The sequence below is a fragment of the Swingsia samuiensis genome (genome assembly GCF_006542355.1).
Classification (GTDB): Bacteria; Pseudomonadota; Alphaproteobacteria; order Acetobacterales; family Acetobacteraceae; genus Gluconobacter; species Gluconobacter samuiensis.
On sequence record NZ_CP038141.1, the window covers coordinates 1950001 to 1971626 of the forward strand.

The following is a 21626-nucleotide window of genomic DNA, read 5'->3' on the forward strand; positions in this document are numbered from 1 at the left end:
GTGTAAGAGGCGAACCCGGGGAACTGAAACATCTCAGTACCTGGAGGAAAAGACATCAACAGAGATTCCGCTAGTAGTGGCGAGCGAACGCGGAGCAGGCCAGTGCCATGTTAATGATAAGCAGAACGGTCTGGAAAGTCCGGCAATAATGGGTGATAGCCCCGTATGCGTAATGCATTGATATGGACTTGAGTAGGGCGGGGCACGTGAAACCCTGTCTGAACATGGGGGGACCACCCTCCAAGCCTAAATACTCCTTAGTGACCGATAGTGAACAAGTACCGTGAGGGAAAGGTGAAAAGCACCCCGATAAGGGGAGTGAAAGAGACCTGAAACCGGACGCCTACAAGCAGTCGGAGCCTCATATGGGGTGACGGCGTACCTTTTGTATAATGGGTCAGCGAGTTTCTGTTTGCAGCGAGCTTAAGCCGATAGGTGTAGGCGTAGCGAAAGCGAGTCTGAATAGGGCGCATGAGTTGCTGGCAGAAGACCCGAAACCGAGTGATCTAGCCATGGCCAGGCTGAAGGTGCGGTAACACGCACTGGAGGGCCGAACCCACGCCTGTTGAAAAAGTCGGGGATGAGCTGTGGCTAGGGGTGAAAGGCCAATCAAACTCGGAGATAGCTGGTTCTCCGCGAAATCTATTGAGGTAGATCGTCGGGTGTTTACCCTGGGGGGTAGAGCACTGGATGGGCTAGGGGGGCCCAAAGCCTTACCAAACCTAACCAAACTCCGAATACCCAGGAGTATAGCCCGGCAGACAGACAGTGGGTGCTAAGGTCCATTGTCGAGAGGGAAACAGCCCAGACCACCAGCTAAGGCCCCTAAATCGTGGCTAAGTGGGAAAGGATGTGGGGATTCCAAAACAACCAGGAGGTTGGCTTAGAAGCAGCCATCCTTTAAAGAAAGCGTAATAGCTCACTGGTCTATTAGAAACCCTGCGCCGAAAATGTAACGGGGCTCAAGCCACGTGCCGAAGCTGTGGGTGCATACATTAGTATGCGCGGTAGCGGAGCGTTCCGTAAGTCTGCGAAGGAGACGGGGTGACCCTCTCTGGAGATATCGGAAGTGCGAATGCTGACATGAGTAGCGACAAACAGTGCGAGAAACACTGTCGCCGAAAGTCCAAGGGTTCCTGCGCAAGGTTAATCCACGCAGGGTGAGCCGGCCCCTAAGGCGAGGGCGAAAGCCGTAGTCGATGGGAACTAGGTGAATATTCCTAGGCCTGCCAGAAGTGACGAATGGAAAATGTTGTCTGTCCTTAACGGATTGAACAGGCTTTTTGACCATTCCAGGAAAGAGCTCTGGCATATAGACCGTACCCGAAACCGACACAGGTGGACTGGTAGAGAATACCAAGGCGCTTGAGAGAACGATGCTGAAGGAACTAGGCAAATTGCTCGTGTAACTTCGGGATAAACGAGACCCATTGGTGGGCAACCATCAGTGGGTGGCACAGACCAGGGGGTAGCGACTGTTTAGTAAAAACACAGGGCTCTGCGAAATCGAGAGATGACGTATAGGGCCTGACGCCTGCCCGGTGCCGGAAGGTTAAGAGGAGATGTGCAAGCGTTGAATCGAAGCCCCGGTAAACGGCGGCCGTAACTATAACGGTCCTAAGGTAGCGAAATTCCTTGTCGGGTAAGTTCCGACCTGCACGAATGGCGTAACGACTTCCCCACTGTCTCCAGCATCGGCTCAGCGAAATTGAATTCCCCGTGAAGATGCGGGGTACCCGCGGTCAGACGGAAAGACCCTATGAACCTTTACTGCAACTTTGCAGTGGCATCAGGAAAATTCTGTGTAGGATAGGTGGGAGGCTTTGAAGCCGGGGCGCCAGCACCGGTGGAGCCATCCTTGAAATACCACCCTGAATTTTTCTGATGTCTAACCGAGACCAGTAAGCCTGGTCCGGGACCCTGCATGGTGGGCAGTTTGACTGGGGCGGTCGCCTCCCAAAGTGTAACGGAGGCGCGCGATGGTGGGCTCAGGCCGGTCGGAAACCGGCTGTTGAGTGCAATGGCATAAGCCCGCCTGACTGTGAGAGTGACAGCTCGATCAGAGACGAAAGTCGGCCATAGTGATCCGGTGGTCCCACGTGGACGGGCCATCGCTCAACGGATAAAAGGTACTCTAGGGATAACAGGCTGATCTCCCCCAAGAGTCCACATCGACGGGGAGGTTTGGCACCTCGATGTCGGCTCATCACATCCTGGGGCTGGAGCAGGTCCCAAGGGTTCGGCTGTTCGCCGATTAAAGTGGTACGTGAGCTGGGTTTAGAACGTCGTGAGACAGTTCGGTCCCTATCTGCCGTGGGTGTAAGAGACTTGAGAGGATTTGTCCCTAGTACGAGAGGACCGGGATGAACGCACCTCTGGTGCACCGGTTGTCGCGCCAGCGGCACAGCCGGGTAGCTAAGTGCGGACGGGATAACCGCTGAAAGCATCTAAGCGGGAAACCCACCTCAAAACGAGGTCTCATAGAGCCGTGATAGACCATCACGTTAATAGGCCGGGTGTGAAAGTGCAGCAATGCATGCAGCTAACCGGTCCTAATCGCTCATACCTCTCACATCAACACATGCACAGAAATCAGTCACACTCCTCATTCAATACACCAACCCAATCACCACCCTCTCATGATAGGGTGAGCTAGAAGACCTGGTGGCTTTGGCGAGGGATCTACACCCGATCCCATCCCGAACTCGGACGTGAAAACCCTCAGCGCCTATGATACTGCACCTTAAGGTGCGGAAAAGTCGGTCGCCGCCAGGTCCCCTAGCTTACCCTCAATCCTCACCAACATATCCACCAGCGCGGGGTGGAGCAGCCCGGTAGCTCGTCAGGCTCATAACCTGAAGGCCGCAGGTTCAAATCCTGCCCCCGCAACCAATCCCCCATCAAAATCTAAAGCACCACAGCCACATCAGATAATGATGAAGCTGTGTCATTTAACGTGATAAATCTCACCTACTTGACTGAGGTGAGATTTATCTAAAAGTATATGTGGGCTAAGAGAAACTAGTCGTTATTTTTAAAATATTCGTCTTCTTCTTTACGTGTTCCGAAGGGAACTTCTTGTTTATCATCTAGCTCATTCATGCTTCCACCAGGGTTCCCCAGATTTTCTTGAAGCTTAGCTTCTTCAATGGGTTGGCCTTCAGGACCGATACGCACTGGAGATTTAACAGGAATTTGCCCTGCATCTGGGTTGCTTTCCATTCCAATAAGGTCGGAAGCTTGTTCCATATAAGCTTCAGGACCACTAGTGGGCTTACCATCCGCTTCCCATAGTTCTTTTGCTTTAGCACGAATGCGTTTTTGTTTTTGTGGGCTATCTTCTAGAGGATTATCCATCTTTGATCTCACAGAGGCTAAAGGTTAAGCACCACGAAGTGGTGCTGTTGATAATGCTTTTGTGTTATTTAGGTTGCAGGGTCGATAGCGACGACAGCTTCCGTAGTTAGAACGCGAAATATAAAGCTCTCTTGAATGTACAGTTCGACTGTGTCAGCGGTGTGACCAAGGTAGCCAATGGAGAAGTCCTGTCCGATATCAAGGGCTAGGTCTCCGCCGCGCATTGAAACAATGAACGCACCTTCAATTGCTGGAGCCCAGATAAGTTGGCCATCAATAATTTTCTCGATGTGTTTACGGATGGGGTAGCCGTCATCATCAGTGCTGTTAACAGCAAGAAAAGCTTGAGCGCCTAAAACAATAGAATAAGGGCCGTTTACTCCAGAGAGACGGAGCTCATTTAATGCTTCAGCGATAACGCGTGGATAATCCTGTACAGAGCGAGGAAGTTTAAGCTTTTGATTGGAAGATACTTCACGAATGCCTTTGATCCCAGCGGCATCGTAACCATTGAAAATGGCACGATCTTCTGCAAAGGCGATGGCTTGTGCGGCATCTTTAACAGGCTGCCAGTCTGAATCTTGTGACCCACGTTCGACAGCGTCAATTTCCTCACGCGAAAGGGTGAAAGGAACGCGGAGTTCTACAAGAGGCATAACTTCACGCTTTACAGCGTAAATACCATTTTGAGGTGAGCTGATTTTGCTGGCACGTCCTGTGCCTACAGCGGCAAGGGAGAGCCCTTGAGGCTCAGATGTATCCACAACACGTCTGCCAGCAAGGTTGCGTCTGATCGTGCGGGAGGCTTCTTCTTCAATTTCAGCCCAAGCGGCACTTGAGATAGGGGCAAGATGACGGTGGAGGTTATTCATGATTTTTACGTCCTTCTTATTTGAGAGACCCTATGCCTAAAGATGAGTTGTCTTTGTTTTGAGATTTAGGTTGTTCATCAGACAGGGGTTGGGTGGTGTAATCAGGCGCATCATCAAGGAATTCAGCCGTCGGGATGAAGAATAATGTTCCTGTAACGGCCGTGCTAACATCAAGTAAGCGGTCATAATTCCCTGGTGGCTTTCCGACAAACATATTTTGCAGCATTTGTTCTGTTCGTGCTGGTGAACAGGAATATCCTATAAAGTAGGTACCAAATTCTCCCTTGCCAACCTCTCCGAAAGGCATATTTGCCCGAACAATTTGAAGTTGCTCACCATTTTCTTCAATATTGGTGAGGACGTTATGCGCGTAGCTTTTTTTTGCATCATCAGCTTGTTCTATATCTGAAAGTTTTTTACGGCCGATGATATCTTCTTGGGTTTCTGTTGGCATCGCATTCCATTTCTTCATATTATGAAGATATTTCTGGACGATGACGTAACTTCCACCTTTAAAATCTATATCCTCATCACCGATCAAAGTGGAGTCTAGCGCAGCTTGGCCGGATGGGTTTTCTGTACCATCAACGAAGCCGAGAAGGTCTCTCTCGTCAAAATATTTGAAACCGTGCACTTCATCTACGACCGTCGCAACATTTTCTAGTCTTGATACAAGGGTTGAAGCTAAGTCAAAGCACAGGTCCATACGTGCTGCACGAATATGGAATAGCAGATCACCGGGAGTGGAAGGTGCGTGGTGAACACCGTTAATTTCTCGAAAAGGGTGTAAGTTTTTAGGCTTTGGGTTACCAAATACGATGTCCCAAGCGGAAGATCCTATGCCTGTGATACAAGAGAGTTCTCCCTCTGGAATACGAAAACCAACACCTCGTACGAGCGAGGATATATCTCCCAAAACATCACGGACTTGCGCTCCAGTTTCGTTTTGATCGCCTTCATTCAGGGTTAAAACGAGAAACAGAGCAGCCTTGGTTAATTTTGCGTCAACAGGTTGATGAGGGTTAGTCAAGGGATGGAAACTCCTTTTTGGGATTGATTAAATGTGATTATAGGAACGCACCATAGGAACGTCCGAGTTCAGTAAAAGTATGATATGGTATAATTAATTTAGATGGAAATATTCTCTTTGCGAGATTTATTAGATTAGGGGCGTTTATATGCTTCAAGATGAAATTATTCAGAGAGTACATTTATTGCTTGCAGCTGGAGGGCGTAAAATTTTGGGTATTGCTGGAGCGCCTGGTGCAGGAAAGTCTACTTTGGCAAAAATGTTGGTTCAAGAGTTTGGTCAAAATATTGTTGTGGTACCCATGGATGGTTTTCATTTGGCTAATGAAGAGTTGCTTCGTTTAGGTCGAAGAGAGAGAAAAGGGGCGCCAGATACTTTTGATAGTGCAGGGTATGTTACTTTGCTTCAACGAATACGGTTGCGCAATGAAGAACAGACTGTATATGCCCCAGCTTTTCACCGTGAAATTGATCAGGCTGTTGCTGGAGAAATAGCGGTGGAGCCTAATGTCCCGTTGATTATTACGGAAGGAAATTATCTTCTTCTTCAAGACGGATGTTGGAGTAAAATACGCCAATATTTGGATGAAGTATGGTTTATGGATGTAGCCACTGAGCAACGCCAAGCACAGCTGTTGGCGCGCCACATGCGTTATGGACGAACGCGTGAGGAGGCTTTGGCTTGGATTGAAAAAACGGATGAGCCGAATGCCCGTCAAATTATGCGTACGGCACATTTAGCTGATTATCATGTGCCGTGGTCAATGCTTAAAGATGAACAAAATTGATTATAGGTAGAATAGAATATATAAGGCCGTATCTTTTTTATATTTGATTGTGGTTGTAATACGATGTCTGTTGTTTGTCCCCAGTGTAGTTTAGAAGAAAATCATATACAGAATGGCAATTATATTTGTGATGTCTGTGGCTATGAATGGCCAGCAGAGCATGCAGATAGCGAAGAAAGTCAAGAAGATGTTGTCCGTGACGCTAATGGCATTATTTTAGCCAATGGTGATACGGTTGTTGTTATAAAAGATTTAAAAGTTAAGGGTTCCTCTACGACTTTAAAAGTAGGAACCAAAATTAAGAATATTCGCCTTCGTGGAGGAGACCATGCTGTTGAAGCAGGAGGGTATATGTTGAAGGCTGAATTTTTACGAAAAGTTTAAATCATTCATATGAGAGAAGGGAGGAATGGGAATGCCCATTCCTTAGTATTTAAAAAGCATAATTTCCGGGGCCTGCCATGGCAAGAATAATTAACCCCCCGGTGATACTAATATTTTTATAAAAATGAAGCCATAAGCCATATTCTTTTTCTTCTGATGCGCTCCAGTAATTATGACCTAAATAAGCAGTTATAAGAGTATGCATTGCAAGAATAAGGGCGCTTGAGGTGCAGTAAACGCCCAAAACAATACAACTTCCCAAAATAAGTTCTACAGCAATGGCTCCTGCTGCAGATAATTTAGGAAATGGAATTTTAAGAGACGCGACATAGTCTACTGTGTTTGAAAAACGTTTGAGTTGGCGTACTCCAACAGCAAGGAAAAAGGAAGCAATGAGTATCCTTCCTAAAAGGAAGCCAAGATCACTTAGGTTAATGAGATCATTTAGATCAGGCATAAGCATCAGAATACATCCACTGCCCCTCTGATAATGAGATTTATCAGAGGGGTTTAATCATTAAACAGCAGCCATCAAAGCAGCATTACCGCCAGCCGCAGTTGTATTTGTGCTGGAAGAACGCTCACTGACGAGCCATTCTAGAGGGTATGTGCCATCTGTTGGGGATGGAACATATAGATTAATGATTGCACCTTCGCGGGTAGCAAGCATCTGAGCTAATTCTGTGCGCTCTTTTTCGCTACCATTAAATAGAGCGATATCAACCTGATTAGAAGGTACAAATGGCAGAATGACGGTTGTCAAACTGGCTGGCACAGGGGGAAGACGGCGTAAAACATCAGGTGGAACCAGACATTTGTTACCCGTAGCAAGTGCTGCCATAATTTGTTTACAAACATCAGTTGTGCTTGGTCCTGCACAAAGAATAGAACCGCGTGCTGAGAGGGTATAGATGTTATCCTCTCCAACAGGGCCTGGTAAGACAACTTCTGTGCCAAGAGGCGTGAAGGAAGGGACGGGCACTTCCTCTGCGTCTTGAAGAGCTACTTGCAGCCAGTTAGCAAAAACATGCGCATTTCTTGGAACAAAATGTTGGAAGTCCCTTGGTAATGGTGATGTTGTTGCGAGCAGTCGGCGCAAATAGAGTGGACCACCAGCTTTTGGGCCCGTACCTGATAAGCCATGGCCACCAAAAGGCTGAACCCCTACAATAGCCCCCACGATGTTACGGTTTACATAAACGTTACCAGCATGGGAGCGTTCGGTAACCGCAGCAATAGATTGTTCAATACGAGAGTGAATGCCGAATGTAAGAGCATAACCCGTATTGTTAATATCTTCCATCAGCTTATCGAGTTCATTCCGTTTGTAACGGATGACATGTAGGACAGGACCGAAAACTTCACGTTTTAAAGCGTGAATATCATCAATCTCAATGATGGTAGGTGGGACAAAGGTTCCTTTATCACATTCATCTTGAGGTTCAGTTTGGAAAACATTGTAGCCTGCAGCACGCATATCTTCGATATGCTTGAGAATGTTATCGCGAGCTTCTTCAGATATAACAGGTCCAACATCTGTTTCCAGAAGGGATGGATTGCCTGTACGTAGCTGCTCCATTGCTCCTTTAATCATGCGAAGGACACGATCAGCACTGTCTTCTTGCAGGGCAAGAATACGAAGAGCACTACAACGCTGACCCGCACTGTCGAATGCAGAAGACAACACGTCAATAACAACCTGCTCAGCAAGAGCCGAACTATCGACGATCAGAGCGTTCTGGCCACCTGTTTCTGCAATGAGCGGAACTGGAGCTCCATCAGGGTTCAGGCGTGTAGAAAGTTGCTTTTGAATAATACGAGCAACTTCTGTAGACCCTGTGAAGAGAACACCGCGGACACGTTTATCGGCGACAAGCTGACCACCAACTTCGCCTGCGCCAAGAACTAACTGAACAACTTTTTTAGGCATTCCCGCTTCATGGAGTGCATTAATAGCTTCCCATGCGATAAGAGATGTCTCTTCTGCAGGTTTTGCTAGGACGCTATTACCAACAGCAAGAGCTGCAGAGATCTGACCAAGGAAGATCGCAAGAGGGAAGTTCCATGGGCTGATACAGACGACAGGCCCTAAAGGTTTATCGCCATCTTCATGTTGTTCTCTACGTATCTGGACGGAGTAATAACGAAGGAAATCTACAGCTTCGCGGACTTCAGCGACAGCATTGGCATAAGTTTTACCTGCCTCACGAACAAGAATTCCCATAAGGCGCAGAATATCAGCATCGAGAAGGTCTGCTGCTTTTTCAAGAATATTTGCTCTTTCAGCAACAGGTGTTTTGCTCCATTCCTCAAAACCGGAAATAGAATCTGCAATAGCTTTATCGACGTTCTCTTTGGTGGTGTAGCTGATTTCACCAAGGACGTCGTCTTTATTGGCTGGGTTGAGAACTTTGATGTCGCCCTTGTTAGGAAGTTTTACTGGTTTTTCAAGGGCAGCCTTGAGGTCACGAATAGTATTTTCATTCGTTAGGTCAAGACCGGTAGAGTTACGGCGCTCTGGTTGGTAGATATCCAGTGGCAAAAGAATGCCAGTAGGTTCTTCACCTTGTTCTGCTTGAGTAACAGGATCCATAACAAGTTCGTCAATGGAGACTTCTTCACTTTGGATACGGTTAACAAAGGAAGAGTTAGCACCATTTTCGAGAAGACGGCGAACAAGATAAGCCAGAAGTGTTTCGTGCGTACCAACAGGAGCATAGATACGGGTTGGACGACTGAGCTTATCTGCCCCGACGACTTCTTTATAAAGAGCTTCACCCATTCCATGTAGGCACTGGAACTCATAACGATCGTCTGAGAATTCAGGGCCAGCCATCACATAAATGCTGGCAAGAGTTTGGGCGTTATGGGTTGCGAATTGCGGGAATACCGCATCAAGCGATTCAAGCAATTTTTTCGAGCAGGCAAGGTAGGAAATGTCAGTATGCACTTTACGTGTAAAGACAGGGAAATCTGACAAGCCTTCAACTTGAGCACGTTTAATTTCGCTATCCCAGTAAGCTCCTTTGACGAGACGGATCATGAGACGGCGTCCCGTTTCACGAGCTAATGCGATGATCCAGTCAAGAACGAAAGGTGCACGTTTCTGATAGGCCTGCACAACAAAGCCTAGTCCGTTCCAGCCTTTTAAGGATGGGTCAAGGCATAGTGATTCGAGAAGGTCTAAAGAGAGCTCAAGGCGATCAACTTCTTCAGCGTCAATATTAAAACCAATATTATATTGGCGGGCCAAGCGGGCAAGGGATGTAACGCGTGGAAGAAGTTCGCTTAAAACGCGTTCACGCTGTAATCTATTATAACGTGGGTGAAGAGCGGAGAGCTTAACAGAAATACCTGGACCACGATAAGGGCCAGCATCTTGAGATGCTTTGCCGATAGCATGAATAGCTGTTTCATAATCCCGGTAATAGCGATCAGCATCTATTGCCGTTGTGGCTGCTTCACCAAGCATGTCGTAAGAATAGCGGAAGCCCTTAGCAACAAGAGGTTTACTCTTTTTTAGTGCTTCTTCAATTGTTTGGCCTGTGACAAACTGCTCCCCCATAAGGCGCATTGCCATATCAACGCCTTGACGGATAACAGGCTCACCAAAGCGTTGGATAACGTTTGCTAGGCTTTTGTTAAGGCCTTTTTTCTGACCGGGGGAAAGGAGCTTTCCAGAAAAAATCAAACCCCATGTGGCAGCATTAACGAAGATTGAAGAATCTTTGCTAATGTGATGGTGCCAATGGCCCGTACCAATTTTGTCTTTAATAAGGGCATCACGCGTGGCGTTATCTGGAATACGCAAAAGCGCTTCTGCCAGACACATGAGAGCCACACCCTCTTGTGTCGACAGGTCGTATTCCTGAACAAGGCCCTGAACAATACCAGGAGTGCCTGCATGCCGAAGTGCGGTTACAAGCTTACGAGCAATGCGCTTGGTTAGATCAGCCTGCTTCCCTTCCAATGTTGCCTCTGTGGCGAGAGTGGAAACACATTCCATCTCCGGGGCAAGAGTATGATCTGTAATCGCTTGGCGTAGAGCGGAGCGAGTAGGAACAGCGTTTGAAAGAGAAGAGAAAGGTGATGTCATACGCGCCACAGTTTAGACTAGAGTTATTACAAACTCATAGGAAGACTTAAAGAAAATTGGTAATGGAAAATGATCCATATGAGAAAATTATATTCTGTTATATGAAAAATGGGAAGATATAATTTGGATAGAGGTAATTGAGTGGATGACGTTGATCGCAGAATTCTAAGGCATCTTCAGAAGAATGGCCGTATGACCAATATAGAGCTGTCACGTTTAATTTTTCTTAGTCCTGCTGCAACATTGGAGCGTGTAAGAAAGCTCGAAAGTGCAGGGATTATTCGGAATTATATGGCATGTCTGGATCCTAAGGCGGTTCAGCTTGGGCTTCTTGTTTTTGTTCAGGTGACATTGGACCGCAGTAATCCAGATATTTTTGAGGCCTTTTCGAAGGCTGTTCGGTCTATTCCACAAGTGACCGAATGTTATATGATTACCGGCGGCTTTGATTATTTATTGAAAGCCCGTGTCCGGGATATGAAAGCATACCGAAATTTTTTGGGGAAAACCCTTACAAAATTGCCTGGGGTACGCCAGACCAATACTTATACTGTTATGGAAGAAGTAAAAGCAGATCCTGAATTGCCAATATAATGGTTAGTCAAGAAGGTAGCATTGAATGAACCGTTTGAGCCGTCGTCATTTTATGATGGGAAGCATGGTATGTGCTTGTTTCGATTCGGAATCAGTTCGGGCGAAAGAAGTGTATAACTTGCCTCAGGCAGATCAGCTCTTACGGAAAGCAGTCGATGCACACAAAATACCTGGAGCCGTTTTAGCTGTTGGGTTTAACGGAAAGTGTGTGCATCGGTATGTCTATGGCTGTCGCGCATTAGTACCCGATGCTGAACCTATGACGTGGGATACGGTGTTTGATATGGCATCGTTAACGAAACCCACCATGACAGCCTTAGCTGTGATGCAACTGGTGGAAACAGGGCAGTTAGAATTAGATAAGCCCGTCAGTAAGTATTTTCCTGATTTTGCGGTAAACGGAAAAGAGGCGATTACGCTTTGGCTCTTGATGACGCATTATTCAGGCTTGCCCCCAGATTTGCCACTTAATTATGATTGGTCAGGCAAAGAGATAGCCGTAAGCCTAGCTATGCAGTCTGGGGTGATTAACGCCCCGGGGACTAAATTTGTTTATAGCGATATTAATTATATTGTTTTGGGATTACTGGTGGAGAAGGTGAGTGGCCAACCGCTGAACGTATATGTGAAAGAGCATATTTTATCTCCATTAGGTATGGTGCATTCAGGCTATTTACCTGAGAGGGATGAACAATCAATCATCGCACCGACGCAATATGATGATCATGGGGTGATGTTGCGCGGCATTGTGCATGATCCAACAGCACGAAGAATGGGTGGAGTTGCGGGACATGCAGGATTGTTCTCAAATGCAGGAGATATGTGTTTATATGTTCAGGCGTTGCTTGATCGACTGGCCGGACGAGCAAGTCGTTTCCCGCTAAAACGAGAAACACTGCAACTTATGGTAACGCCACAACAGCCACCGGGAAAGAAAGATCTGCGAGGTTTAGGATGGGATATTGCCACGCATTATTCGACACCTAGAGGGGATCTATTTTCAGATAAGTCTTTTGGTCATACAGGATTTACAGGGCCTTCTGTATGGATTGATCCCGTAGATGAAAGATATGTGTTGATTTTGACAAATCGTGTTCATCCTTCGGGAGGGCAAAGTATCGTTAAACTTCGGTATGAAGTGGCTTCAGCCGTTGCGAGGGGCTTGTGATCATTCATTTATAGAGTGTAGTGTCAGTAAAAAATCACGAATATGTGACTTTATCTGATGTTTTAAGGGGGACCCATGGCAAATATTTTAGCATTGCTCGCAGATGCTATGGTTTTTGTTTTCTTGCCATGGGTTTTGTGGCGTCTTTTACGCAAAACATTCCCGATCGTTATTTTGCCTATTCTTATTGGCATTATGATGGCGGTTTGGCACGTTCCTGTTGAAAAAATTGGCATCCCATCGACATATGGAACATATATAGGTTGGGCGGCAGTTCTTGTCCTTGCTTTTACCGCCGGACTTGAAATGTGGCAGGCTCCGATTGGTAAAAAAGCGGATAATGTACCGGATGCATCATTAAGTCGTTTGCTACTGGGGGCGGCTGTAGCATTAGGCGGCCCCTTTATTGTCGGTACTATCTTTGCACGTGAGTATCTTTTAACACTTCATGGATGGCATGTTGAACAAGCAAAGCCGTGGGTCAGCGCGGCTGCATTGGGTTTATGCATTGGGGTGAGTGCGCTTCCAGTTTTGATAGGAATTGTGAGAGAACTTAAACCATCTCAAAAACCGTTAGGCCAACTGGCCTTGAAGCTGGCGGTTATTGATGATGCTGTTTTATGGATTGGGTTGGCTTTGCTTCAAGTAGCAGAAAAAGGACCTTCTGCTTTAAAAGCATGGACAGGGATGGAAGTGGTAGCGATTGCCCTTCTTATAGGATTGGCAGTCTTTGGGAACTGGGCCTCAAAAAAATTAAAAAACCCACCATCATATGTGATCTGGCTGACCGTTCCTGTTTATTTAGTAGCGGGTTCATGGGCGAGCATGCAGTTGGGATTACATGAATTGATTGGTGCTTACTTTGCTGGGGCAACGATGCCTCCTGCTTGGGTGCGGCGTTTACCAGTTGAGGAGGTGGGCAGTTTTTCCCTTATCTGGTTAGCTCCGATGTTCTTTGGTCATAGTGGCCTTCATATTAATGGGGATGCTCTTACATGGCCGTCTATTATTGCATCTATTATGCTGGTGTTTGTATCGATCATATCAAAAATTGGGGCAGTTTATTTGTACCCACCTGCTTCTGGCTTAAAGGTTAGGCAAGCATTAGGTTTGGGGGTTTTACTTCAGTGTAAGGGCTTAATGGAGATTGTTGCAGCCACGATTTTCCATGCACAAGGTATGATTTCTGACTTCGCTTTTGCTTCATTGATGGTTTTAGCTGTTGTATCGACGACTTTGACAGGGCCAATGTTCAAGCTTGTTTATCGAGATTAAGGGTCTCCATCCTCTTAATGTGATTGGAAGTCTGAAGGATAATCGTTACATTTCGCAGAGTGTTATTTTTGAACGTCAGTTTAAGAAAGTAAATATATGTCAAATGCAATGATGGCTGACCATATTGTACGTGCGCCTGGATTTATTGCAGCTCTTGATCAGAGTGGAGGCTCAACACCGAAAGCTTTGGAGCAATATGGTATTAAGCCGGATGCTTATTCAAATGATGAAGAGATGTTCCGTTTGATGCATGAGATGCGTGTGCGGATCATCTCTTCTCCTGTATTTAAAGAACATAAGATTTTAGGTGCTATTCTTTTTGAAAAGACGATGGATGGGACTGTTGGTTCAACGCCTGTTCCAACCTATTTGTGGGAAAAATGCCAGATTGTTCCTTTCCTTAAGATTGATAAAGGATTGGAAGAAGAAAAGAATGGCGTTCAATTGATGAAGCCTATTCCGGGATTAGATGCTCTTTTGAACAGAGCGGCTAAACTTGGTGTCTATGGGACGAAAGAGCGCTCTGTTATTCGTCTGGCGAACCCTGAGGCAATTAAAGAAGTCGTAAAGCAGCAATATGAGATTGCAGCACAGGTGGCTTCTCATGGGCTTGTACCTATTCTTGAGCCAGAGGTTTTAGTGAAGAGTCCAGAAAAAGCTAAAGCTGAACAAATCTTGCATGATGAACTCAAAAAAGGCTTGGATGCTCTTGCTGGTGATTATCCTATCATGCTGAAAATTACATTGCCTGAAAAACAGGATTTGTATGCAGATTTGATTAAACACCCACGTATGCAGCGTGTCGTTGCCCTATCTGGGGGGTACCCTTTAGATCAAGCATGTGAGAAATTAAGAGAAAATAAAGGCGTGATTGCTAGTTTCTCTCGTGCATTATTAGACAAATTGCGTGTGGATCAGACCGATGCAGACTTTAATCAAGCACTGAGCACGGTTGTTGATCAGATTTATGATGCATCTGTTCATAAAGTATAATTTTTAAGGCGTATATCTCATGCTCTGCATTATCAAAATTGCAGAGCATATTTTTAGAGGAAATTTATTATGAAAACGACTTTATGGTTAATCCGTCATGGTGAAACAGAATGGAGTTTAAGTGGGCAACATACAGGGCGGACAGATATTCCCTTAACAGAGAATGGCCGTCAGCAGGCTCTTTCCTTGGTGCCTCGTTTAGAAGGACAGAAGTTTGACCATATTTTCACCAGCCCTTTGCAACGAGCGAAAGAGACATGCCAACTGTCAGGTTTAGGTAGCCGTGCGCAGATTGAGCCAGATTTGCTCGAATGGGATTATGGGATTTATGAAGGTCGTAAAACAGCTGAAATTGTAAAAGATGAGCCCGGTTGGTCTTTATGGACGTCCGACATGAAAAATGGCGAAACGGCAGCTCAGGTTCAAGAGCGAGCAACACGTTTGATTAATAAGCTTCAGAGTATTGGTGGAACGATCGCTTTATTTGCTCATGGGCATATTTTGCGTAGTTTGATTGGTGTTTGGGCTCAAAACGATATTAAATTAGGAAAACATATTCTTTTAGACACGGCCTCGATTTCTATTTTAGGTTTTTACCGTGAAGATCGAGTTATTCGTAAGTTGAATGCTTGATCCTGATTTAAATCGAGTTCCTCTCCTGCTGGTTCGGCACCCTGAAGTCTTGAATGGTCAAGGGGTATGCTATGGGCGGCAGGAGATGGATTTGGTCAAGGGGTGGGAACAAAAAGCACATAATTTGTTAGAATATGTTCTTAAGTATGATTTCAAAGTTATTTATTCATCCCCTGCGCAGCGTTGTGCACTTTTAGCTAATTTTGTAGCCAAGAAAGCAGGCATAGATTTAAAATACGATGCGCGCTTACAAGAGCTGGACTTTGGAGAGTGGGAAGGAACAAAATGGGAAGACGTTCCGAGAGTTTTTTTGGATGAGTGGGCTGCCACTCCTGAGACATTTCAGATCCCAGGAGGAGAAAATTTACAGGATTTGAGAGTTCGTGTTTTTTCTTTCTGGGAGGAGTGTATTTCTCATTTTCAGATATCCGCTTGTGTCATATCTCATGGAGGGCCGTTACGGTTGCTTTGTGCGTTGGCAGAAAAAAAGCCATTAGATGTTTTGGCTCCTTCTCTTCCTCAAGGGGGGCTGCGGCTATTTTGGCCTAACGCCTGATCCACTGGCGGCGTTCAGGGTTTCGTTTCTCCCACCCCATTCGTTCTAGTTCAGGAGAGCTTGAAGGAGCGACCGGGTATCCAACACAAAGATAAGCAATAAACTCCCAGTTGTCTTCAGCTTCAAGTGCTTTTGCAACGAGATTGGGTTCTAAAATAGAGACCCACCCAATTCCAACCCCTGCAGCGGTTGCTGCAAGCCAGAATGTATGAATGGCCATAACGGTGGACCATGTTGTGGTTGCAGGCATTGTTTGCCGCCCAAGGCCTTGGCCTTGTTTTGTGTTTTTTTCACAAAATACTGCAACATGATGGGGAGCGTCATCCAACCCAGCGAGTTTGAGGGAAGCATAGTTGGAGGCTTGTTCGCCGTCATATCCTTCCAATGCATTTTTGTTGCAGGTTTCAAAGCTTTGACGAATGATAGAACGTTTTTTGGGGCTCTCAACCAGCATAAAACGCCATGGTTCACTTAAACCTACAGATGGCGCGAGAATGGAGGTTTGTAAAAGATCATCAAGGAGATGGTCAGGTAAAGGTTGACGCTGGAAGTGGCGTACATCTCGGCGCCATTTAAAAAGTTCATTCAGCTCTTTTGAAAAATGATGCGAAAAATCAGGTTGTTGCATTGTTTTTCTCTAAAACGTGACTAGCAAGAGCACCAAACACAAGGCCGATTGTACTCCATAAGACCAGCTGCATACCAATAGCGGCCTCCCGAAAGCGCCAAAGGACAACGGCCGGAAAATGAGCAGGGACTTCATTAATATCTGGCATTTGATTTTGAACGAGCCATGTAAGGGAAATGAAAATTAGAGTGGTAATGATCGTTCCATTCCACTTACCGAACCGTTTAATGAGAGGAATGCTACACATTAAGGCTGCTGCGAAAGAGCAAAGTGATAGGATGATAATACCAAAATATGTTTCTGTTCGGTAATTGATTGTTGTGGAAAGCCCTACTGCTGGAGGATTGGGTGGGTATTTCAAATCCGGTAGGAGTACAAAGATAATAAAACTCATCATCGCGATGACGAGCGAGAGCGTACGGGCAGAAAATTGCCCTATTCGGCCATAAGCGAATGAAAAGATAAGAGCAAAAATTCCACCGTAAGCTGTTCCATACATGATGGCAGCTATCAGGAGACCAAAGGATGCTTGTATGGAGCGGCTTACAATCTCTGGTTCAGGAGTAGTCCCAGCAGCTATATCTTGTGCTTTTTCAAAAGCAATCGCGAGGTTTATTTGTGGCTCACCAAAGATTTTTGCAAAAATAAAAGCGAGCAAGGCTCCAATAATGCCTGCAATCATGCCACGTGTTAATAAACGACCGGGCATGATTAGTGGCAGGGGAAACCAAGAAGGTGACGTCCGTCATGTACGAACTCATGCACCGCATGACCAGCAATGAGTGAGGTTGCGCCTTGCTCGGCTCCAACAAAATAAAGAAGGAGCAAACTTAATGTAAGGCCGAAAACTGCCCATGGAATTAAAGTTTTAATAGGAAGTGGACGAGGAGAGGCAACCGCTTTGGAAGAAAAAGCAGAAGAAGAAAAAGCTTTGGTCATGAGAGTAAATTCCAATACGGGATATTGGTTAAAGATTAGGATTTTCTAAAAGAGAAAGTCAACCTTGGAAGTATATGGCGAAGAAGGAGAGGAGTATGCATTCAATGGCGATCGTATTGGCGCCTAAGATATCCCCTGTATAACCAGAGATAAGACGTAAAGCGATAGTGCGTGATAAAGCTGTGATGAGCAGAGTTATGAAATAGGCGGAAAGAGCGGCGCAAGCTGGAAGATTTAATAAAGCAATGCACAGTCCAATAAAACAGCATGCTAAGACATGATCTTTAGTAAGGGATTTGAGTTGGTGGGCAATTCCGTTTTCTCGAGCGGGAGACGTGGTGAAGGGGATAATAGGCAAGGATGTGCGTGCAAGGGCACTCGTTACGATCAAGCTTGGTAAAACAGCGCTAAAAGGAAGAGAGGCAAGTGCTGTTACACGAATACCAAAACTCATGATGAGAGCGAGTGTTCCATAACTACCGATTTGGCTATCTCGCATGATATCGAGACGTCTTGTCTTTTCAAAGCCTCCCCCATAGCCATCTGCGGTATCAGCCAGTCCATCGTCATGGAGTGCGCCAGAGATAAGGATTTGAGAACTTATTCCCCATGTAGCGGCGAGTAAAGGTGATGCATTTTGAGAATATAAAAGGTCAAAAATGCTCCCTCCAATCGCTCCGATCAGACTGCCTATAATAGGCCAACACCATGTAGAGCGTTGAAGAGACCATTGAGAGTGAGAGGTATTAAGCCAATGTGTTGGAAAGCGAGTGAGGAGGCTTAAGGAACAGGCCAGATCTTCTCGGAGATTCAGAAAAGATTTCATGAAGAGGTCTTTTGAGAGATAGAAGCCTCTTCAAAAGTGGCCATTTGAGTATGACAGGCCAAAGCCGCTCTTAAAAGAGGAATAGCTAAAGCTGCACCAGATCCTTCTCCTAAGCGAAGGCCAAGATGCAGGAGAGGGTTAAGAGCCATTTCTTTAGCTAAGCGTTGATGCCCTTTTTCTGCTGAACAATGAGAAAGGCGGGTGTGATCAAGAGCTTTTGAATTGAGCTTGAGCAAAGGCAAGACAGCCGCAGTGCAGATAAAGCCATCAAGTAGAACAGGGATATTGTGGTGCCGAGCGGCGAGTACGGCACCCATAATTGCCGCAAGTTCAAATCCACCTAAAGATTGAGCGACGAGAAGTGGGTCATTTAAGGTATGATGGTGGTGTTGAAGTGCTTGAGAAATAACGTCTGATTTACGCTTTATTCCTGCTTTGTTTATGCCTGTTCCTGCTCCAACCCAGTGGTGGATTTTCCCTCCAAAAAACGCATAGGATAAGGCCGCAGCCGGGGTTGTGTTTCCAATTCCCATTTCCCCCGGACAGAAAAGATCAAGGTTAGGAGAGACGGATTGAAAACCAATAGAAACAGCATCAAGAAACTCTGTTTCAGTCATGGCTGGTTGAGTTGTAAAATCAGCAGTTGGCTTTAAATTGTTTAAAGAAATAACGTCAAGGTTTGCTTGAGCATGAGCCGCTAATTGATTTATAGCGGCTCCTTTGGATTTGAAATTTTCCACCATCTGGGCCGTAACATTTGAAGGCCAAGGCGATACGCCATGTTTGGTCACTCCATGATTACCTGCAAATATGGTAATTTGAACATGCTTTAATTGAGGTGAGGATTTTTTTTGCCATTGACCTAACCAAGAGACAAGTTCTTCAAGGCGGCCTAGGCTTCCTAGAGGTTTGGTCAGCTTTGCTTCGCGTTTGGCAATTGCAGTGCTAATATTGTGATCGGATTCAGGCAAAGATAAACAGGCAGCTCTTAATGCAGAAAGGGTCTGAAAAGGCAGAGTTGTTTTTTGAGAAGCCGTACGAGATTGCATTCTTGCCTCTTGGTTCTTTTTAAGAGGGAATGCAAGAAGAAACTTTATAGTTAAGAGCGTTATACGGGAGAGAATATTGGTAAGAAAAGAACATCGTATATCGCTGGTTTTAGGGGGCGCGCGTTCTGGGAAAAGCCGTATCGCAGAAAGTATTGTAACGACTTATCCTAAGCCATGGCTCTATTTGGCGACAGGGCGTGCTTTTGACCAAGAGATGCAAGATCGAATTGTTTTGCATCAACAAGCGCGTGAAGTCGGGTGGCAAACATTTGAAGAGCCTTTTCATATTGCTCAAGTTCTAAATGAGAATTTACATCAGCCGATTTTAGTGGATTGTTTAACCCTGTGGTTGACGAATTTATTGCTGGAAGAAAAAGACGTTCACGCAGAAACAACAAAGCTTTTAGAAGCCGTTCAGAAGCGTAGTGGCCCTACTGTTTTTGTAGGGAATGAGGTGGGGCTGAGCATCGTTCCAGAAAATAGGCTGGTGCGTCGTTTTCGAGATGAAGCAGGTTTGTTGCACCAAAAGATAGGGAGCATAGCCGATCAGGTTTTGTTTGTGGCAGCCGGATTTCCCATAACATTGAAATCATAAGTGAAAAAACGGGCTTTGACAGTTGAGCCTTACGAGGATAGGGGTAAGGGAATGGTTCTCTGAAAAAGAGATGAAAAGGGAAGATGGTGCGATGATTATTCGTCAAATCCATCACTGCCCCCGCAACTGTAGGCAACTTTTTCTTCATCTGATGTGCCACTGAAGCACGATATGCTTTGGGAAGGTGGGTGGAGTGGAGAGCGGGCTAATTGAAGTCCGCTTTCAGGTTGTAAGTCAGGAGACCTGCCATTGGAGATGAGTGTTGTGTTCTGGCGGGGTGCCCGGAATGCGAGGTGGCGTTTTGTACAAGACGTTTCCCCTTCATGAGATGAAGGCCTTTTGTCGCGCCTTGTTTGAGCCTTAGGCTTACAAGAGAGACAGTGTTGATTTATGGTGGATGCTTCCAATCAGAATAGGCCAGTGTTGCATGTGTGTGTAACCTGTCGTCAAGGGCGGCCCTTTGAGGAACGTCCGATACCGGGGCAGGTATTTTATGATAAGCTGGAAGAATATGCTGCTGAGAAGGATTTTGATCTCCAGCCGGTAAAATGTTTTGCATCTTGTGCGCGAGGGTGTGTTGTAGGGGTATCAATGCCCCAGAAATGGACCTTGCTCTTAGGGCACTTGGGCTTACATAATCTACAAGATTTTCTTACTTACCTAGAGCTTTATCGGACATCAAAGACAGGCATGGTTATGCCTTCCAAACGGCCTCAGTCCTTAAGTGAGATGGTTTTGTCTCGTTTGCCTATGACTTTTTCTAATTCTCAGGATATTTTGTAATGACCCAATTAAAGATGGCTAGCGTAAAATCAGAACAAGCTAAGATTCCAGTTACGATCATTACCGGTTTTTTGGGAGCTGGAAAAACGACATTGCTGCGTAATTTGTTATCTAAAGCGGACGGGCGCCGGATCGCTATTGTTGTGAATGAATTTGGCTCTTTAGGGATTGATGGAGAAGTTCTGAGAAGCTGCGGCATAGAAGGGTGTGGTGATGAGGATATCGTTGAGCTGACGAACGGATGTTTATGCTGCACGGTTGCAGATGATTTTTTACCAACGATGCGTGCGTTAATAGATCGGCCAGAACCACCAGAGCATATCGTGATTGAAACATCGGGTTTGGCATTACCAAAGCCTTTGCTGAAAGCCTTTAGCTGGCCCGACATCAGAACACGCATGACCGTAGATGGTGTCATTACCTTAGTGGATACGCCAGCCGTTGCCGCTGGGCTTTTTGCAGAAGATCCGGAGGCAGTGGCAGCCCAGCGAGCAGCCGATCCTTCATTAGATCATGATAATCCGTTGGCAGAGGTTTATGAAGATCAACTCAATGCAGCTGATTTAATCGTTCTGAATAAGACTGATGTTCTAACAGATCAGGAGATTGCTACTGTCGAAACGGGAATTGCTCAAGCCGTTCCTCGGAAGGTGATGACGTTACGTGCGGTAGAAGGGCGGCTTGATCCGGCTATTTTACTCGGCATTGGTGCTGGAGCAGAGGATGATTTACAGGCACGTCCTTCTAATCATGATGGTGCGGATGATCATGAGCATGATGATTTTGAGAGCTTCGTTGTCACTATTCCTGAACAAAAAAGTGTGGATGGGTTGATAGAGAAATTAAAAAAAGTTGCGCTTGAGTACGATATTTTACGCATAAAAGGGTTTTGTTCTGTTCAAGGAAAGAAAATGCGTTTGTCGGTTCAAGGCGTGGGGACACGTTTTCGACATGAGTTTGATATTCCTTGGAATGATCAAACGAAAGATGGCCGTTTAGTGGTGATTGGCCAAACGGGTTTGTCTAAAAGTGGAATTGAAGAGGCGCTTCAGCAAGGGTAG

Annotated in this window: 21 protein-coding genes, 1 tRNA gene, 2 rRNA genes and 1 riboswitch (1 of these 25 running past the window's edge); of the genes, 14 read left to right on the top strand and 10 right to left on the bottom strand. The window is 45.8% G+C overall.

The features are described from left to right. The 3 genes from E3D00_RS09245 to E3D00_RS09255 all read left to right on the top strand — a co-directional run. Positions 1–2576, top strand: a 23S ribosomal RNA gene (locus tag E3D00_RS09245) (it extends 161 nt beyond the left edge of the window). 84 nt (positions 2577–2660) lie between these two features. Further along, positions 2661–2775: ribosomal RNA gene (gene rrf / locus E3D00_RS09250) — 5S ribosomal RNA — on the top strand. A gap of 40 nt (positions 2776–2815) precedes the next feature. Then, positions 2816–2892: transfer RNA gene (locus E3D00_RS09255), tRNA-Met, on the top strand. 129 nt (positions 2893–3021) lie between these two features. Here E3D00_RS09255 and E3D00_RS09260 read toward each other — a convergent pair. The 3 genes from E3D00_RS09260 to E3D00_RS09270 form a co-directional block, all read right to left on the bottom strand. Next, a complete protein-coding gene (locus E3D00_RS09260) occupies positions 3022–3357 on the bottom strand; it encodes a DUF2934 domain-containing protein (protein WP_141461955.1) in 336 nt (111 codons plus the stop codon). A 68-nt stretch (positions 3358–3425) separates the two neighbouring features. Next, positions 3426–4229 (bottom strand): family 1 encapsulin nanocompartment shell protein, encoded by an 804-nt coding sequence (locus E3D00_RS09265; protein ID WP_141461957.1) that lies wholly within the window; start codon positions 4227–4229, stop codon positions 3426–3428. A 16-nt stretch (positions 4230–4245) separates the two neighbouring features. Further along, entirely contained in the window at positions 4246–5259 is a 1014-nt protein-coding gene (locus tag E3D00_RS09270) for a Dyp-type peroxidase (RefSeq protein WP_141461958.1), read from the bottom strand. A gap of 148 nt (positions 5260–5407) precedes the next feature. Between E3D00_RS09270 and E3D00_RS09275 the strand changes: the two genes are divergently transcribed. Together E3D00_RS09275 and E3D00_RS09280 are read left to right on the top strand one after the other, a co-directional pair. Further along, a complete protein-coding gene (locus E3D00_RS09275; RefSeq protein WP_141461960.1) occupies positions 5408–6046 on the top strand; it encodes a nucleoside/nucleotide kinase family protein in 639 nt (212 codons plus the stop codon). 63 nt (positions 6047–6109) lie between these two features. Then, positions 6110–6430: a zinc ribbon domain-containing protein YjdM gene (locus E3D00_RS09280; RefSeq protein WP_141461962.1), complete on the top strand. Its 321-nt coding sequence runs from the start codon at positions 6110–6112 to the stop codon at positions 6428–6430. Positions 6431–6479: 49 nt separating this feature from the next. Here the strand turns inward: E3D00_RS09280 and E3D00_RS09285 are convergent, their stop codons facing one another. Next, the gene (locus E3D00_RS09285; protein WP_181441960.1) at positions 6480–6887 is read right to left on the bottom strand and encodes a DoxX family protein; all 408 of its coding nucleotides are present in this window, start codon (positions 6885–6887) and stop codon (positions 6480–6482) included. Positions 6888–6947: 60 nt separating this feature from the next. Further along, complete coding sequence (putA, locus tag E3D00_RS09290; protein ID WP_141461966.1) at positions 6948–10526, bottom strand: bifunctional proline dehydrogenase/L-glutamate gamma-semialdehyde dehydrogenase PutA; 3579 nt, start codon at positions 10524–10526, stop codon at positions 6948–6950. Between the two features lie 141 nt (positions 10527–10667). Between putA and E3D00_RS09295 the strand changes: the two genes are divergently transcribed. From E3D00_RS09295 to E3D00_RS09320, 6 genes are all read left to right on the top strand, one after another. Then, positions 10668–11120 carry an Lrp/AsnC ligand binding domain-containing protein gene (locus tag E3D00_RS09295; protein ID WP_141461968.1) on the top strand — a complete coding sequence of 151 codons (453 nt, stop codon included), beginning with the start codon at positions 10668–10670 and terminating at the stop codon, positions 11118–11120. A gap of 25 nt (positions 11121–11145) precedes the next feature. Then, on the top strand, positions 11146–12288 hold the full coding sequence (locus E3D00_RS09300; RefSeq protein ID WP_141461971.1) for a serine hydrolase domain-containing protein: 1143 nt from the start codon (positions 11146–11148) through the stop codon (positions 12286–12288). A gap of 75 nt (positions 12289–12363) precedes the next feature. Continuing rightward, positions 12364–13563: a cation:proton antiporter gene (locus E3D00_RS09305; protein ID WP_141461973.1), complete on the top strand. Its 1200-nt coding sequence runs from the start codon at positions 12364–12366 to the stop codon at positions 13561–13563. A 96-nt stretch (positions 13564–13659) separates the two neighbouring features. After that, the gene (locus E3D00_RS09310) at positions 13660–14556 is read left to right on the top strand and encodes a fructose bisphosphate aldolase (RefSeq protein WP_141461976.1); all 897 of its coding nucleotides are present in this window, start codon (positions 13660–13662) and stop codon (positions 14554–14556) included. 69 nt (positions 14557–14625) lie between these two features. After that, a complete protein-coding gene (locus E3D00_RS09315) occupies positions 14626–15189 on the top strand; it encodes a histidine phosphatase family protein (RefSeq protein WP_141461978.1) in 564 nt (187 codons plus the stop codon). Further along, positions 15182–15745 (top strand): histidine phosphatase family protein, encoded by a 564-nt coding sequence (locus E3D00_RS09320; RefSeq protein ID WP_141461979.1) that lies wholly within the window; start codon positions 15182–15184, stop codon positions 15743–15745. The genes E3D00_RS09315 and E3D00_RS09320 overlap by 8 nt, the downstream gene beginning before the upstream one ends. Here E3D00_RS09320 and bluB read toward each other — a convergent pair. From bluB to cobT, 5 genes are read right to left on the bottom strand one after another with little or no spacing between them, the layout of a single operon-like run. Further along, complete coding sequence (gene bluB, locus E3D00_RS09325; protein ID WP_141461981.1) at positions 15735–16373, bottom strand: 5,6-dimethylbenzimidazole synthase; 639 nt, start codon at positions 16371–16373, stop codon at positions 15735–15737. The two genes, E3D00_RS09320 and bluB, sit on opposite strands and share 11 nt — an antisense overlap. Continuing rightward, positions 16360–17082 (bottom strand): CbtA family protein, encoded by a 723-nt coding sequence (locus E3D00_RS09330; protein ID WP_141461983.1) that lies wholly within the window; start codon positions 17080–17082, stop codon positions 16360–16362. Before E3D00_RS09330 ends, bluB begins: the two co-directional genes overlap by 14 nt. 2 nt (positions 17083–17084) lie before the next feature. Further along, on the bottom strand, positions 17085–17312 hold the full coding sequence (locus E3D00_RS09335) for a CbtB domain-containing protein (RefSeq protein ID WP_141461985.1): 228 nt from the start codon (positions 17310–17312) through the stop codon (positions 17085–17087). A gap of 58 nt (positions 17313–17370) precedes the next feature. After that, a complete protein-coding gene (locus tag E3D00_RS09340; RefSeq protein WP_141461987.1) occupies positions 17371–18138 on the bottom strand; it encodes an adenosylcobinamide-GDP ribazoletransferase in 768 nt (255 codons plus the stop codon). After that, positions 18135–19187, bottom strand: coding sequence for a nicotinate-nucleotide--dimethylbenzimidazole phosphoribosyltransferase (cobT, locus tag E3D00_RS09345; protein ID WP_141461989.1), 1053 nt, complete (start codon positions 19185–19187; stop codon positions 18135–18137). The genes E3D00_RS09340 and cobT overlap by 4 nt, the downstream gene beginning before the upstream one ends. A 76-nt stretch (positions 19188–19263) precedes the next feature. On the opposite strand from cobT, the gene cobU reads away from it, so the two are divergent. The 3 genes from cobU to cobW all read left to right on the top strand — a co-directional run bounded on the left by cobU (position 19264) and on the right by cobW (position 21626). Then, entirely contained in the window at positions 19264–19782 is a 519-nt protein-coding gene (cobU, locus tag E3D00_RS09350) for a bifunctional adenosylcobinamide kinase/adenosylcobinamide-phosphate guanylyltransferase (protein WP_246091423.1), read from the top strand. 35 nt (positions 19783–19817) lie between these two features. Continuing rightward, a riboswitch (cobalamin riboswitch) is annotated at positions 19818–20047 on the top strand. A gap of 125 nt (positions 20048–20172) precedes the next feature. After that, complete coding sequence (locus tag E3D00_RS09355; RefSeq protein WP_141461994.1) at positions 20173–20565, top strand: DUF1636 domain-containing protein; 393 nt, start codon at positions 20173–20175, stop codon at positions 20563–20565. Beyond that, complete coding sequence (gene cobW / locus E3D00_RS09360; RefSeq protein ID WP_246091424.1) at positions 20565–21626, top strand: cobalamin biosynthesis protein CobW; 1062 nt, start codon at positions 20565–20567, stop codon at positions 21624–21626. Before E3D00_RS09355 ends, cobW begins: the two co-directional genes overlap by 1 nt.

What these genes read in the sequence shown, in the direction of transcription:
- E3D00_RS09260 (WP_141461955.1), bottom strand. Translation starts at nt 3,357, where the DNA reads ATGGATAATCCTCTAGAAGATAGCCCACAAAAACAAAAACGCATTCGT.
- E3D00_RS09265 (WP_141461957.1), bottom strand. Translation starts at nt 4,229, where the DNA reads ATGAATAACCTCCACCGTCATCTTGCCCCTATCTCAAGTGCCGCTTGG.
- E3D00_RS09275 (WP_141461960.1), top strand. Translation starts at nt 5,408, where the DNA reads ATGCTTCAAGATGAAATTATTCAGAGAGTACATTTATTGCTTGCAGCT.
- E3D00_RS09280 (WP_141461962.1), top strand. Translation starts at nt 6,110, where the DNA reads ATGTCTGTTGTTTGTCCCCAGTGTAGTTTAGAAGAAAATCATATACAG.
- E3D00_RS09285 (WP_181441960.1), bottom strand. Translation starts at nt 6,887, where the DNA reads ATGCCTGATCTAAATGATCTCATTAACCTAAGTGATCTTGGCTTCCTT.
- putA (WP_141461966.1), bottom strand. Translation starts at nt 10,526, where the DNA reads ATGACATCACCTTTCTCTTCTCTTTCAAACGCTGTTCCTACTCGCTCC.
- E3D00_RS09300 (WP_141461971.1), top strand. Translation starts at nt 11,146, where the DNA reads ATGAACCGTTTGAGCCGTCGTCATTTTATGATGGGAAGCATGGTATGT.
- E3D00_RS09305 (WP_141461973.1), top strand. Translation starts at nt 12,364, where the DNA reads ATGGCAAATATTTTAGCATTGCTCGCAGATGCTATGGTTTTTGTTTTC.
- E3D00_RS09310 (WP_141461976.1), top strand. Translation starts at nt 13,660, where the DNA reads ATGTCAAATGCAATGATGGCTGACCATATTGTACGTGCGCCTGGATTT.
- E3D00_RS09315 (WP_141461978.1), top strand. Translation starts at nt 14,626, where the DNA reads ATGAAAACGACTTTATGGTTAATCCGTCATGGTGAAACAGAATGGAGT.
- E3D00_RS09320 (WP_141461979.1), top strand. Translation starts at nt 15,182, where the DNA reads ATGCTTGATCCTGATTTAAATCGAGTTCCTCTCCTGCTGGTTCGGCAC.
- bluB (WP_141461981.1), bottom strand. Translation starts at nt 16,373, where the DNA reads ATGCAACAACCTGATTTTTCGCATCATTTTTCAAAAGAGCTGAATGAA.
- E3D00_RS09330 (WP_141461983.1), bottom strand. Translation starts at nt 17,082, where the DNA reads ATGCCCGGTCGTTTATTAACACGTGGCATGATTGCAGGCATTATTGGA.
- E3D00_RS09335 (WP_141461985.1), bottom strand. Translation starts at nt 17,312, where the DNA reads ATGACCAAAGCTTTTTCTTCTTCTGCTTTTTCTTCCAAAGCGGTTGCC.
- E3D00_RS09340 (WP_141461987.1), bottom strand. Translation starts at nt 18,138, where the DNA reads ATGAAATCTTTTCTGAATCTCCGAGAAGATCTGGCCTGTTCCTTAAGC.
- cobT (WP_141461989.1), bottom strand. Translation starts at nt 19,187, where the DNA reads ATGCAATCTCGTACGGCTTCTCAAAAAACAACTCTGCCTTTTCAGACC.
- E3D00_RS09355 (WP_141461994.1), top strand. Translation starts at nt 20,173, where the DNA reads ATGGTGGATGCTTCCAATCAGAATAGGCCAGTGTTGCATGTGTGTGTA.
- cobW (WP_246091424.1), top strand. Translation starts at nt 20,565, where the DNA reads ATGACCCAATTAAAGATGGCTAGCGTAAAATCAGAACAAGCTAAGATT.